Source organism: Gammaproteobacteria bacterium (genome assembly GCA_029882975.1).
Classification (GTDB): Bacteria; Pseudomonadota; Gammaproteobacteria; order SZUA-152; family SZUA-152; genus JAJDNG01.
In genome coordinates this window covers 1-13,359 of record JAOUJW010000023.1, presented here as the reverse complement: position 1 = coordinate 13,359, position 13,359 = coordinate 1, and the positions used below count along the sequence as shown (strand labels likewise).

The following is a 13,359-nucleotide window of genomic DNA, read 5'->3' as shown; positions in this document are numbered from 1 at the left end:
GGGTTTTTTTGATTTAATATGAATGGTCGGAGTGTAAAACAGTGAGTAATAAAATCAAATCAACATTGCGCCTTTCACTGGTTCTGGCGCTAAGCATGTTGGCAGTGAGTTCCGCGCTGGCAGCGGACAATTCCAAAAAAGCGCAAACTTTAGACGGTAAAGTTCAAGCTTTGAAGAAAGAAGTGTTGGAATTGAATAAGGAACTATTCATTCTGGAGGAAGAGTTGTTGTTTCCAAGCAGTACCCAAGTCGCTGTATTTTTGTCAGCGGATGTAGGTAATTTTTTTCGTTTGGACTCGGTGCAGCTGAAATTGGATGATAAAGTAGTGACCAACTACCTCTATACCAAGCAGGAAACCGATGCTCTGGGACGAGGAGGCGTGCAACGATTATGGATGGGGAATGTAAAGAAGGGGCGTCGCGAATTGGTGGCTACGTTTCGTGGTCCGGGTCCCAATGGGCGGGAGTATAAAAGAGCTACCACGTATGTGTTTCAAAAATCGGCGGGCACCAAATATATTGAGCTGAAAATCACCGATAGATCTCAAAAGTTACAGCCGGAATTTGTGGTTAAAGAATGGGAGTAAGGAGCTGAATACAGGGGCGGCTCTAGAGTTATGACTAAATCAATAATAGAAAAAACAATCAAATACTGGGGTATATTGTGTTTGTGTGTATTTATCTCGTCTGTACACGCGGAGTATTTTGATAAAAAAGAATTAGTGGTTGAAGACCCTTATTTTGGTGACGTGCTGTACGAATTTTATAACGGTAGTCACTTTGATGCCATCGTCAAACTTCAAGTGGCTCAAGATTTGGACAAAGTCCCCCACCATAAGCGTGACGTCGACATTTGGTTGGGTAGTATGTATTTGTCCTATGGTATGCATGTGGAAGCCGAAAAGGTATTTCGGCGGCTGACCAAACAAGGGATCTCTCCGGAAATACAGGATCGAGCCTGGTATCAAATTGCCAAGGTACGGTATCAAAAAGGTCTTTTTGAGGATGCTATCCGTGCTCTGGAGGAAATTCAGAAGGACATCCCAGACGAGTTAATGGGTGCCACGCAGCTGCAAAGAGCCAATGTGCTCATGGCACGTGGAGAGTACCAGCAGGCAGTACAAATGCTTAGTAAGTTTCCGGAGCGGGGGCAGTTTTCCCAGTATGTAAAATACAATATGGGAGTTGCTCTGTATCAGAGTCGACGGGAAGTGGAAGGTACGGATTATCTGGATGCCGTGGGGCGTCTGGAAAGTAACTTGCCGGAGCTGAAAGCGTTACGCGATAAGGCAAATATGGCCCTGGGGTTTGCCTTGTTAGCCAATGACAGTTACTCGAAAGCCAGAGCGTTTTTTCAGAGAGTCCGGCTTAGCGGCCCGTTTACTAATAAGGCATTGCTGGGTTTGGGTTGGAGCGAGGCATTCCAACAGGAATACCAGGCAGCCCTTGTGCCTTGGACTCGTTTGGCAGCGAAAGAGCGTTCGGACGGTGCAGTGTATGAAGCACTTCTGGCGGTTCCCTATGCATATGAGCGGTTGCAGGCTTACCGGCAATCCTTTGATGCCTATCAATCGGCCATCGCAATTTTTGAGGAAGATACGCAAAAGTTGGATAATGCGATTAAGGTGGTCAAAACCGGCGCCTTGTGGAAAAAGTTATTAAGCAATATTACCGAGTATGAAAATAAGATCAGTTGGGAGTTGTCGGATTTACCCAATAATGTTGAGGCGAGATTTTTGTACAATTTAGTGGCAACTAACAGCTTTCAGCAATCTATTGACAGCCTAAAACATTTACAATATTTGAAAAGCACATTGCGGAATCGGTCCTCGGATTTGGAGACGTTTCGCTACATCCTGAAAAGCCGAAAGGAAAATTACGAAAGCCGCCTGCCACAACTGGCACCGGAGAAAAATAATCATCGCGTCGCCGTGTTACGTGACGAGAGAAACTTTTACAAAGAAGAGTTGGATCGAATCGAGAGCGAAGGGGATTTGCGGGCACTGGCTACTCCGGCAGAGCGGATCTCAATCGGTCGTTTGGATAAAATTCAAGATTTCCTTCGACGTAACAAATCAATAATGCCTAAGGATCAGTACAACCAAATGGCGGACAAGTTTCGCTTGTACAGCGGATTGCTGGAGTGGAGCATTGGCACAAACATTAAACCGCGTTTGTGGAAATTCAAGAGAGCATTAAGGGATTTGGATACGGAGCTTAATAAAACCATTACGCAGCAAAAAACTGTGAAGCGGGCCAAGGTGATGGCGCCGCGGCAGTTTGATGGGTACAGCAAGAAGATTGACAAATACAAGCGCCGTGTAACGCGTTTGGATAAAAGGGTAGACACTTTGATTGTTGCGCAAAAAGCGCAATTACAACAACAAGTGATTAACGAATTGAACTGGCTCAAGCAGCGTTTGCGGGGTTATCTGGATCAGGCCCATTTTGCGGTGGCGCATTTGCAAGATTTGGGTTCCAACCAATAGATGAGCGGGTGGGTTGGATAATGACAATACGGGGTAGGAAGATGGCTGGTGTTGAGTTCAAAACTGGCATAACGGGCGCAAAAGCGGCGCTGCAAATGATAATGCTGACTGTGGTGCTGATGGCAGTGCTGACGGCTTGTAAAAGTACCGGTGGTAAGAAAGAAGCCACTCTGGGGTCATTGTCTCAGGATGTTATTTTAGTAAAAGCGGAACCTTTGCCTCAAGCATCAGTACAGGAGGCCCGGCTCAGTTATCAACGTTTTTTGGAATCCACAGACAACCAGGAATTGCGTGCAAGAGCCATGGAGCGGCTCGCGGATTTGCAGTTAGAGCGTCAGCAGGAAAAACGTTCTGTTGCCGAGGAACGCAAGGTATTTACACCAACCACGAGTATCAACCAAAAAACGATTCCCAAACGCGAGCACGTGGAACCGGGGTTGAACAACAGGATGGTGTCTGCTGACGATGAAAACTATCAAAATGTTGCGGGTCAGTATGAAGAACTTATCAATCGTTTTCCTCATAGCAAAGATAATGAACGTATACTGTATCAGTTGGCCCGGGCATACGATTTGACCGGAGAGTCGGAAAAAGCTTTGGCGGCTTTGACTCACTTGATTCGGGATTTTCCTGAAACCAAGCGCATTGAAGAAGTGGAGTTTCGCCGTGGTGAAATTTTGTTTTCGTTGCGAAAATACAAAAAAGCTGTACAGGCCTACCGTGCCATTTTGCATAATCGACAGTCTGAATATTATGAGCGGGCCTTGTACAAACAGGGTTGGGCGCAGTTTAAGCTGAATCGCCTCGATGAGGCTTCGAAATATTTTTACCGCTTGCTGGATTATCATTTTCAAAATGGTAAACAATATGAGCAGTTCACTCGTAGTGAAAAAGAGATTTTAGACGATACTTTTCGCGTCGTCAGTTTGTCACATTCATATCAACAAGGGTCTGAATCCATTCAGCGTTTTTCACGTAAGTTTGGCCAAAAACCTTACGAGCACATATTATACGAACGTTTAAGCGAGTTGTATTTGCGGCAGGATCGAACCGAAGACGCCGCGGCCACTTTAAAATCCTACACGGCGCGTTTTCCAAGTTCCGTGCAAGCACCATTATTTTTTGTAAAAGTGATAGAGATATTTGAGAAGGGTGGATTTCCCAAAGCGGTCACTGAGGCCAAGGAAGAGTTTGTAAGTCAATACGGCATTGGCAAGCCCTTCTGGTCGCGCCAAGACAGGGAATTACTAGGGACTATCAGCCCGCATATCAAGAAAAACATTGAGGATTTGGCGGAGCACTACTTGGCTTTGGGTCTCAAGGATAGCGGTGTGGGTAATTTGAAAAATGCTATTCATTGGTATAGAGAATACATTCGTTCTTTCCCGCGGGATCAGAAAGCGGCGGAGATGAATTTTCTACTGGCGGAAAGTCTGCTTGCAGTGGGGGATTACGGTGCTGCCGCTTCGGAATTTGAAAAGACTTCGTACAATTACAGCGCGTTTGATAAAAGTGCCGAGGCGGGTTATGCCGCCATACTTGCTTACAAAAAGCAATTAAGTGAAATGCGCGATGATCGGGCGCGACAAGATAAGCAAATGGAAATTATCACCGCGTCTTTGAATTTTTCTGATCACTATCCGGAGGATAAGCGCGTACCGACGGTTTTGCTTAAGGTGGCGGAGGATTTCGTCAATTTAAAACAATATAAAGATGCGATTACGGTGGGGATGCGCCTGACAAAGCTGAAAGAAAAACAGCCGGGAGAGCATAAAAAACTGTACTTGAAGTCCTGGGCAATATTGGCGGCATCCTATTTTGAGTTGAAAGACTATGAGGCAGCGGAAAGCGCCACCCTAAAGCGTTTAGCCTTGGGTGAACGTAATGACCCTGATCGTAATGACCACATTGAGCGATTGGCTGCGGCGGTATATCAGCAGGGTGATGCTGCACGGCAAGCCGGTGATGCAGAACTGGCAGCGAAACATTTTTTACGCATTGCCGATCTGGCGCCGGGCGCTTCCATCCGGGTAACCGCAGAGTACGATGCTGCAGTGGTGCTGGCAAAGTCGGAAAACTGGGATAGATCGATCCCCGTGTTTAACCGGTTTTTGCAGTTATATCCTTATCACGAGTTTGCGGGTAATATCACCCGGTATCTCGCCTTGGCTTATGAGAAGACTGGAAAATTGACCAATGCAGCGGCAGTGTATGTGGATATTTATCGTAGGGAGAAAGATCCGGAGAAAAAACGCCTGATGATCCTGCAAACCGCCGATATGTATGAAAAAGTCAAAAAAATAGACATGCTGGTAGGGATATATAAAGAATACATCTCTTTGTTCCCAGACCCTACAGAAGAGGCAGTGGAAACTCGGTTGAAACTCGCGGACATATATAAAGCACAGTCGAAGTTGAATAAACGCCGTTATTGGTTGAATGAGATTATTACTGCGGATAAAGATGGAAAAAGCACAGAACGTACACGCTTTCTCGCCGCCAATGCAACCCTGGAACTGGCGGAGCCCACGTTCAAGAAATACCAAAACGTTAAATTGGTACTACCTCTAAAAGAAAACCTGAAAAAGAAGAAAAAGTTGCTGAATTTGACCATAGAAGCTTATACCAACGCTGCAAACTACGGTGTGCAAAAGATTACCACCGCATCGACTTATCGCATTGCCGAAGTTTATAGGGACTTCAGTAGAGGCTTGTTTGATTCAGAGCGGCCTAAAGGATTAAGTCCGGAAGAATTGGAAGAGTACGATTTATTGATTGAAGAACAGGCATATCCATTTGAGGAAAAAGCCATCAAGATTCATGAAACCAACACAGGTAGAGCTTCTGATGGTGTGTACGATGAATGGGTGGAAAAAAGTTTTTCGGCTTTGAAAAAATTGAATCCGGTAAGGTATGGTAAGACCGAGCGCAGTGATGTGTATGCGGTTAACATGAACTGATTGGGGTAGATGATATGAGGTCAATGGTGGTGAACCCGTTTAAATCCGTTTCGATTATTGTGCTTATTTCCATTGCTGGGCTAGGCTTGCCTGTAACGTTGCAGGCAGAAACACGTATCGAGTTGGAGGAGATCAAGGTTCGGGGGGCTACTGAATTACCCAAAGTGTTGTATATAGTGCCGTGGAAAAAAACCGAGATGGATACTAAACCGGTGGAGCTTAATACCATGGTAGAAGAAGTCATGTCACCTGTGGACAGAGATGTACTACAGCGGCAAGTGGAGTTTTATGAGAAGCACGAACTCGGGCAGTAATATATCGCAGTAACAAATCAGCTGATCCGGTCACGTCTTTTGGTTATTTTTCATCAAAACCCAAATTATAGGTAGTGTGCCAACGACAAGCATCAGAGCGGCCGGAGCTGCCAGCTCCAACATTTCCTCGCTGGCCTCTATCCAGATACGCACAGGCAAGGTATCAAAACCCGTAGGACGCAATATGAGAGTGGCGGGTAATTCTTTCAAAGCGTCGATAAAGACCAACACCCAGGCTGTGGCCATACCGGAACGTATCATTGGTAAAATCACCAACCACAGGTTTTCCAGGGGGCCCGCCCCTAGGTTTCGACCCGCTTGCTCTATGGACGGTGTCAGTTGTTGCAAGGTGGCATCTTGAGACTGTACCGCCAGAGGTAGAAATCGTACCACCAGAGCCAGTATTAATGCCGTCATCCCTCCGTATAGCACGGGAAGCTGGGCCAGTATAAAGCTAATAATGCCCAGGGCGATAACCGGACCGGGCAACACAAATCCTACACTGGAAAGTTGTAGGATCAGGCTGCTGCCCATGGATCTCTTTCTGGCATTGTAGAATGCAATAGGAAAGGCGCAGATCACCGCCGCCGTTGCTGCTAATATAGCTACGGTGATTGAGTTGGTGGTATAGGTCCAGAATTCCCTGTCAATGGCATCCTGCAACCAGGCATCCAGGCTCCAGTGTAACATCCACGCCAGTGGCAGAATAAACGCAAACAGGGTGATAAGACCCAACCAAAACCAAATTAATACGGTGACGGTGGTGGACGTTTTTTGAGGTATATGGCGACGGGCCTGCCGAGCGCTGTAGTAGCGTTGCTGGGCTCGGAAAAACCGCTCTGTCACCAGAAAGGTGAGGCTGAGCAGTACCAGAACCATAGACAACCCGGCGGCTCCTTGGTAGTCAAAACGGCCGCTCATTTGTAGATAAATACTCAGGGTAAATGTTTGGTACTGCAGCATGCTGACTGCTCCGAAATCAGACAAAACATGCAGCACGGCTACTGCCAGACCGGCGGCGATAGCCGGGCGTAACAAGGGCAAATTGATTTGAAAAAACACCTGCAATTTGTTGGCGCCTTGAATCCTGGCCGCTTCCTCCAAAGTGCGAGTGGAGTGCGACAATGCTGAGCGGGCCATCAGGAACACATAGGAAAATCCAGCCAAGGACAACACCAGGGTGGCGCCGCCTATATTGTAAATATCAGGAGTCGCTGTATTTGCCCCCATTATGAAATGCCAGAAACGGCCGAGCCAACCGTCGTCTTCCAGGATGCTGGTGTAGATATGGGCAAATACGTATGTAGGGATGGTGAGGGGCAGAATCATAAGCCATGCAGCAATTTCCCGCCCCGGAAACTCATAGCGGGCTATCCACCACGCAGCACTAACGCCTAAAATGAAACATCCAATAGCTACCAAGAGCGCTAGTGCCAGAGTGTTCCAAAGCAATTCCGGCAAGCGTTTAGACCATAACCCGGCCCATTGGGAGGCATCCAGTTGCAGGCTATTGTAGATTACAAACAGCAACGGTATGGCCGCCAGAAATACTACGGCGATGGCAGTGATGGCCAAAGGGCCAAGTTTTTTGTTAGTCATTTCGTTACAACATGCCTGAGCAATTGCCCGTAAGAGCAATCGCTCCATAAAATTTTCGGCTAAATTCTATAGCAGATACCTGCCTATGGCATGCCCACCGCCTCCAGAAGATCAATGGTTGCATTGCGCTGAGTACCTAATTGGTACATGGGGATGTCGGCTACTTTGTAACTCCCGGCAGCGGGTACTTCGGCGCTTGCCGCTACACCCTTGCGAGTAGGGTATTCGCGATTCTCTTCGGCGAATTGTTGCTGTCCCTGCTCGGACACCAGGTATTCAACCAGTTTCTGTGCCAGTTGTTTTTTCTTGCTGTGTTTGGAAATGGCAATTCCCGCAACATTCCAGGCGACACCCATACCGTCTTTACCCTGATCAGGAATAAGAACGGAGACAGGATCTTTGGGGTGTTTAGCCAGATGCCGATAGACATAGTAGTGGTTGACCAGTCCAATGCTTTTCTTACCGGAGGCAACCGCTTTGACGATTTTGCTGTGTTTGTCAAAAACCTTGCCGTCTACATTGGATTTCATGCCTTCCAGCCAAGCTTGGGTTCTCTTTTTGCCCGCTGCCAGCATATAGACGGTAGCTCCGGCTATATAGCTTTCGTTGGTGCTGTTGGTAATAGCCAGTTTGTTTTTAAACTCCGGCTTTGCCAGGTCAAACACCGACTGGACAGCTTTGGCTGATTTGCTTTTGCTGTTCACTACTAACACCCGGGCACGTGCCGACAGACCCACCCAGGTTTTGTCTTTAGCGGCGTAGTTGGACGGTATGGGTTCCAGAGCACTGTCCGGCAATATGGCAAACAGGCCAAGATCACTGCCTTTTTGCAATGTACCCGCGTCATTACTGAGAAACAGGTCAGCCTGGGTGCGCTTGCCTTCCGTGCGGAGTTTGTTGAGTAGACCGGTGGATTTTCCGGAATGCAATTGGACTTGGATACCGGTTTCCTGGGTAAAGTGTTCAATGACGGGTTTGACAAACTTGTCACTACGCCCGGAAAACACGGTCAGAGTATCGGCAGCATGGGCAAGGTTGCTCCCGATTAGGGAAAGTGTAACGGCAAAAAATTGACGCATATTCATTTCAGGCTTCCTTCAATTTTGCAATCTTAATCTAAATGATAATCATTATCATTTAGAAATGCAAACCCTTATTTAAAATATTGATTAAACAGCCCTTATCGGACTGCCTTTTTTACTAAAGCCCCAATTGTAAGTCCTTGAACAGAAATGGAAAAAATGACTATTGCGTAGGTGATGGCCAGAATAACATCACGTTCGGGTCCAGCAGGGATGGAAAGAGCTAAAGCCACAGAAATACCTCCGCGCAATCCTCCCCAGGTGAGAATTTTGATCACATGAGGGCTGAATTCTTGTTTCATACGCAAAATATTGATGGGCACGCCCACGCTGATAAAACGAGCCAGCAGGATGAGTGGAATGAGGATCAACGCCGCAATAAAGTGATTCTGGGTAAAGCTCAGGATCAACACTTCAAGGCCTATCAGCACAAACAGAACGGCGTTGAGGATTTCGTCCATTAACTCCCAAAAGGTGTCCAGGTGTTCCCGGGTTTTTTCTGACATGGCGAAATTGCGGCCGTGGTTGCCAATGAGAAGACCGGCTACCACCATAGCAATGGGGCCGGAGACATGGATGGCACTGGCCATGGCGTAGCCCCCCATGACCAGAGCCAGAGTGAGTAACACTTCGACTTGATAGTTATCCACACTTTTGATCATTTGATAGGTACCATAACCGATTAGCAGGCCAAATACTGCACCGCCGACGGCTTCTTCCAAAAACAACAAGGCGATGTGCCCGGCATCCGCTTGTTGAGCGCCGGTGGCTATTCCCAGTAGAACGATAAACACGACGACAGCCACACCGTCATTAAATAAGGATTCTCCCGCAATCTTCATTTCCAGTGATTTGGGAGCTCCAATGTTTTTTAGTATACCTAATACGGCGATGGGGTCTGTGGGGGAGATCAAGGCGCCAAATAACAGGCAATACATAAAAGATATCTGCATCCCCAGCCAGGACAAAACGTAGAAACTGATGCCGCCCACAAGAAAGGTGGACGTAAGGGTGCCAATGGAAGCGAGGCTGGCGATTACCCATTTTTGTTTGGCCATGTCATTAATGTTGACGTGCAAGGCACCTGCGAATAGCAAAAAACTCAGCATGCCGTGCATAAGCGTTGTATTGAAATCAATTTTATTCAGTAGTTGCCGCGTGTGTTCCGCCGTGCTAATCACGTTGAAATTCCCCAACACGATTAAAACTAAGGAAAAGAATAATGCGATGAGCATCAATCCTATGGTGGTTGGCAGTTTGATATATCGATAATTGATATAGCTGAAAACCGCAGAGACAGTAATCAAAAGTGCAGCAATATTAAGAATTTCCATGATTTTTCGTTTTATTTAGCGGTAGTTATTCAAAGTTTATCAGGCCAGGTAAAACCGAGGGAGCATTATAAACTGATCCGGGGGTAACTGCCTAATCCGTAACGATTAGGTCAGGTGCTGTATCAGCTGTGGTTGCTGCTGTAGTGGATGGCGTAGTTGATGGTGATGATATAACAAAGCATGCTGCCAAAATGGGTTCCCATTAAGGCGTTAAAGGGGCCGGCAGGTGATGGAAAATGCCCTTTTATATAGCACAGCCCCAGCCCGACCACCGATATCAAAGTAAAGGACAGATTAAATCCCGCTAAAAACAATACTATGCCCGCAAATTGCGGGTGCAACAATAGCACGGCTGCGCTGAAAATCAGACTGGCAATATGGGTAAGGCTTACAGGTAATGTTTGCATGGATACTGTGTAAGCAACCTATGTGCCGGGTTTTAGCTGTACCTCGGCGTGGTACAGGCCGCCTGTGGCTGTCACAGCAAGTTTGCACTGCTGTGACAATGTGGTTTGTCGATAAAAGTTTCTAATATTTAGTTGGTTATGGTGTCGAGCGTGGTAATGGGACGCGGCTCATGGTTTAAAGTGGCAGGTAAACTGCTATTACCAAAACATAAAACAAGAGATGGAATTAAGCGGAGGATTAGATAATGGGAATGGATTCCAAACAGCAGTCAAAAATCGTAACGGTGCGTAGCCCCAATACCGTTCATACCCAACAAGGGTTACCTTATTTCGTCGGTTTGTCTGAGGATACTGCGGGGACTAAAGGCATATCTATGAATTTGGTGGTCATACCGCCGGGGGCAACTGCCAAAGCACATATTCACAAAACCTTCGAGACAGGCATTTATGTTCTGGAAGGCCGGGTTGAAACCCGGTATGGCGATAACTTAGAGCATTCGGTCATCAACCAGGCAGGGGATTTTGTGTTTATTCCGCCGGACTTGTTGCATCGGCCGACCAACCTAAACGCCGACGCTCCAGCCAAGGCCATAGTAGTGCGTAATGACGCCAATGAGTTTGAAGATGTTATCGTCCCTGACGATTTTGCGGAAGCCTGCTAGTTGAATCATTCGTTGTGTGGGTGTTGTATAAAGCGGTAATGCGGTAAAGCGGTAAAGCGGTAAAGCGGTAAAGCGGTAAAGTGGTAAAGTGGTAAAGTGGTAAAGTGGTAATGCGGTAATGCGGTAAAGTGGTAATGCGGTAAAGTGGTAATGCGGTAAAGTGGTAAAGCGGTAAAGCGGTAATGCGGTAAAGCGGTAAAGCGGTAAAGCGGTAAAGCGGTAAAGCGGTAAAGCGGTAAAGCGGTAAAGCGGTAAAGCGGTAAAGCGGTAAAGCGGTAAAGCGGTAAAGCGGTAAAGCAGTTTGGCGATATGTTGTATTGATGTGAGACGGGCAGTATCGGTTGTATGCAGTATCTGTAGTTAAAGAAGTACCCAAGGTAGTAACTGTAGTGATGTGAAGTACGGTGGTCACCGTCTACAAGCAGCGCAGGGATGCGCGATTTTACCAGGATGGTTGCTTGTAGGCGGTGACTATTGTGCTCTTTTCGTGCATGGCTCCTTTTATTTGTGGGAGGCCAACTCCGGTAGATCCCCGCTCAATCCCATAGCGTGACGAATAATCCGGTTTTTTAACGGTGTGGCTGCATCCGCCGCATTTAAGCCCCAGTTTCTTGCCAGATGCAATAGAGCGTTGTTATTGCTGAACAGGTATTTGAATCCGCTCATTGCCGCTTGCATGCCGTGGTTTTCCCCTTTGCGCCAGCGCTCGTAGCGCCTTAAGGTTTTATAGTGGGAAAAGCCGTTTGCTTGTGTGATGACCTGGGCCAAGGCGGTGGCGTCAGCCAGTCCCAGGTTGACTCCCTGTCCGGCCAAGGGATGTATGGTATGGGCGGCATCACCGATCAGTGCGAGGTGAGGTAGTACATACTGTTTCGCGTGTCGACTCATCAGTGGAAATGTTGCCCTGGGGCCCGATTCCACAATGGGGCCCAGTTTGTTCTCAAATGCTTGTTGCAGTTCTGCGTTAAAATCCTGCGTTTCCATTTCCATTAGAGCGTTGGCGTGATTTGGGCTGGTGCTCCAGACAATGGAGCTGTAACCCTTGCCCAGAGGCAAAAAGGCCAGGGGTCCGCTGGGTCGAAATATTTGCCAGGCCGTTTCTTTGTGAGGTTGTTCCGTGCGTACCGTGCAGACGCAAGCGGTTTGATGATAATCATGTTGTGTTTGAGATATCCCTGCTTGTTGTCGTACCCAGGACTGAGCTCCGTCAGCGCCAACGATCAAAGCGGTACGCAGGGTTTGTCCGCTTTCCAAACCCACTTCATAGCCATCCGAGAGTTTGCGCAATTGTTGTGGGCGATCAGGGCAAAATAGGGTGATGCAGTCTAAGGATTCCGCTTTGCGAAACAAAGCCCATTGCATGACCCGATTTTCAATAATGTGGCCGAGAGTGGCTTCTCCGATCTGTGCGCTGTCAAAATGGATGGCGCCTGAGCCGCCGGCATCCCAGACAAACATTTCTCGAAAGGGACAGATGCGTTTGGATTCCAGTATCGGCCATACATCCAGATTGCGAAAAATACGCTCGGAGGCGCGAGTGATGGCGCTGACTCGCAAATCGAAATCGGTATCCATTGGTTCTTGCGGTTGTTGTCCTTCAACCAGGGCGACGGAGAGTCCACTGGAATTCAAGGCGCAGGCCAGGGTGGTGCCCACCATGCCGCCGCCGATTATCACAATATCGAAATGATGATGTGATGGCGAATTCATAAGGGCAGGCCTCTAGCCAGCCTGGGTAATCGTCCTGCGACTCCCATGGTGTGTTTGCTAAATTGGCGTTTCAGCGGTGGAAGTAAGTCCATGCCAATCAGTCCGAGGTTACGCGCCAGGGACAAGGGCTTGAAACGGTTGGAAAAAAGCCGTACTAAAGTGTCTGTCAGAGTGATAATGTGATTTTGGTCTTTTTGGCGCCATTGTGCATATTGTTTCAGGGTTTCCAAAGAGCCTATATCCTGGTCGTTGTGCCGGGCGTCCACAATCACTTGGGCTAATGTGGCCACATCACGCAAGCCAAGGTTAAAACCCTGGCCTGCAATCGGATGCAGGGTATGGGCTGCATTGCCAATCAATGCTATTCGGGGGCGAATTTGTTCACAGGCCTGAGTCAGACGCAAAGGGTAGGCTTCACGCTTTCCGGTTTTAATCAATTGTCCCAGACGATTACCGAATGCCTGTTGCAGTTGCTGCAGGAAGTCGGTGTCTGGCAATGCCATCACGGCCTCCACATCTCTTTGATTGTGAGTCCATACCAGGGAGTAGCGTTCAACGCCCATGGGTAACAACGCTAACGGACCTTGTGGGGTGAAGCGTTCATAGGCTGTATGAGCTTGAGGGTGGGAGCAACTGATATTCGCAATGACAGCGCTTTGGTGGTATTCCCGCTGCTTGACCTCGATGTTGCACAGGGTTCTTACTGAGGATTGGCCGCCGTCGGCGGCAACCAGGAGTCGGGTTTTCACGGATTGACCATTATCCAGCTTGAGGTGTGCCATGTCATCGTTCCGTTTATAGC

The 13,359-nt window shown here is 47.8% G+C and carries 12 protein-coding genes; 5 read left to right on the top strand and 7 right to left on the bottom strand.

Going from position 1 to position 13,359, the window contains the following annotated elements:
• Nucleotides 1-41 precede the first annotated feature (41 nt).
• The 4 genes from OEY58_15640 to OEY58_15625 are packed head-to-tail and all read left to right on the top strand — an operon-like array spanning nt 42 to nt 5,763.
• Nucleotides 42-587 carry an AraC family transcriptional regulator gene (locus OEY58_15640; protein MDH5326890.1) on the top strand — a complete coding sequence of 182 codons (546 nt, stop codon included), beginning with the start codon at nt 42-44 and terminating at the stop codon, nt 585-587.
• Between the two features lie 30 nt (nt 588-617).
• On the top strand, nt 618-2,489 hold the full coding sequence (locus tag OEY58_15635; GenBank protein ID MDH5326889.1) for a tetratricopeptide repeat protein: 1,872 nt from the start codon (nt 618-620) through the stop codon (nt 2,487-2,489).
• Nucleotides 2,490-2,530: 41 nt separating this feature from the next.
• Nucleotides 2,531-5,449, top strand: a complete 2,919-nt coding sequence (locus OEY58_15630; protein ID MDH5326888.1) for a tetratricopeptide repeat protein — start codon at nt 2,531-2,533, stop codon at nt 5,447-5,449.
• Between the two features lie 14 nt (nt 5,450-5,463).
• Entirely contained in the window at nt 5,464-5,763 is a 300-nt protein-coding gene (locus tag OEY58_15625) for a hypothetical protein (protein ID MDH5326887.1), read from the top strand.
• Between the two features lie 30 nt (nt 5,764-5,793).
• On the opposite strand, the gene OEY58_15620 is transcribed toward OEY58_15625, so the two are convergent.
• The 4 genes from OEY58_15620 to OEY58_15605 all read right to left on the bottom strand — a co-directional run bounded on the left by OEY58_15620 (nt 5,794) and on the right by OEY58_15605 (nt 10,185).
• Nucleotides 5,794-7,362, bottom strand: coding sequence for an iron ABC transporter permease (locus OEY58_15620; protein MDH5326886.1), 1,569 nt, complete (start codon nt 7,360-7,362; stop codon nt 5,794-5,796).
• A gap of 83 nt (nt 7,363-7,445) precedes the next feature.
• Nucleotides 7,446-8,447 (bottom strand): extracellular solute-binding protein, encoded by a 1,002-nt coding sequence (locus tag OEY58_15615; GenBank protein MDH5326885.1) that lies wholly within the window; start codon nt 8,445-8,447, stop codon nt 7,446-7,448.
• Between the two features lie 95 nt (nt 8,448-8,542).
• On the bottom strand, nt 8,543-9,778 hold the full coding sequence (locus tag OEY58_15610) for a sodium:proton antiporter (GenBank protein MDH5326884.1): 1,236 nt from the start codon (nt 9,776-9,778) through the stop codon (nt 8,543-8,545).
• Nucleotides 9,779-9,900: 122 nt separating this feature from the next.
• Entirely contained in the window at nt 9,901-10,185 is a 285-nt protein-coding gene (locus OEY58_15605; GenBank protein ID MDH5326883.1) for a hypothetical protein, read from the bottom strand.
• Nucleotides 10,186-10,436: 251 nt separating this feature from the next.
• On the opposite strand from OEY58_15605, the gene OEY58_15600 reads away from it, so the two are divergent.
• Nucleotides 10,437-10,847, top strand: coding sequence for a cupin domain-containing protein (locus OEY58_15600; protein MDH5326882.1), 411 nt, complete (start codon nt 10,437-10,439; stop codon nt 10,845-10,847).
• On the opposite strand, the gene OEY58_15595 is transcribed toward OEY58_15600, so the two are convergent.
• From OEY58_15595 to OEY58_15585, 3 genes are all read right to left on the bottom strand, one after another.
• Nucleotides 10,813-11,259 (bottom strand): hypothetical protein, encoded by a 447-nt coding sequence (locus OEY58_15595; protein MDH5326881.1) that lies wholly within the window; start codon nt 11,257-11,259, stop codon nt 10,813-10,815. The genes OEY58_15600 and OEY58_15595 overlap by 35 nt on opposite strands.
• An 89-nt stretch (nt 11,260-11,348) precedes the next feature.
• Entirely contained in the window at nt 11,349-12,557 is a 1,209-nt protein-coding gene (locus OEY58_15590; GenBank protein MDH5326880.1) for a UbiH/UbiF/VisC/COQ6 family ubiquinone biosynthesis hydroxylase, read from the bottom strand.
• A partial coding sequence (locus OEY58_15585) for an FAD-dependent monooxygenase (protein ID MDH5326879.1) occupies nt 12,554-13,359 on the bottom strand: 806 nt, incomplete at its 5' end. The genes OEY58_15590 and OEY58_15585, both read right to left, overlap by 4 nt.

Excerpts from the sequence above, each read along its gene's own strand:
- OEY58_15610 (MDH5326884.1), bottom strand. The coding sequence starts at position 9,778 with ATGGAAATTCTTAATATTGCTGCACTTTTGATTACTGTCTCTGCGGTT.
- OEY58_15605 (MDH5326883.1), bottom strand. The coding sequence starts at position 10,185 with ATGCAAACATTACCTGTAAGCCTTACCCATATTGCCAGTCTGATTTTC.
- OEY58_15635 (MDH5326889.1), top strand. The coding sequence starts at position 618 with ATGACTAAATCAATAATAGAAAAAACAATCAAATACTGGGGTATATTG.
- OEY58_15625 (MDH5326887.1), top strand. The coding sequence starts at position 5,464 with ATGAGGTCAATGGTGGTGAACCCGTTTAAATCCGTTTCGATTATTGTG.
- OEY58_15615 (MDH5326885.1), bottom strand. The coding sequence starts at position 8,447 with ATGAATATGCGTCAATTTTTTGCCGTTACACTTTCCCTAATCGGGAGC.
- OEY58_15590 (MDH5326880.1), bottom strand. The coding sequence starts at position 12,557 with ATGAATTCGCCATCACATCATCATTTCGATATTGTGATAATCGGCGGC.
- OEY58_15600 (MDH5326882.1), top strand. The coding sequence starts at position 10,437 with ATGGATTCCAAACAGCAGTCAAAAATCGTAACGGTGCGTAGCCCCAAT.
- OEY58_15620 (MDH5326886.1), bottom strand. The coding sequence starts at position 7,362 with ATGACTAACAAAAAACTTGGCCCTTTGGCCATCACTGCCATCGCCGTA.
- OEY58_15630 (MDH5326888.1), top strand. The coding sequence starts at position 2,531 with ATGGCTGGTGTTGAGTTCAAAACTGGCATAACGGGCGCAAAAGCGGCG.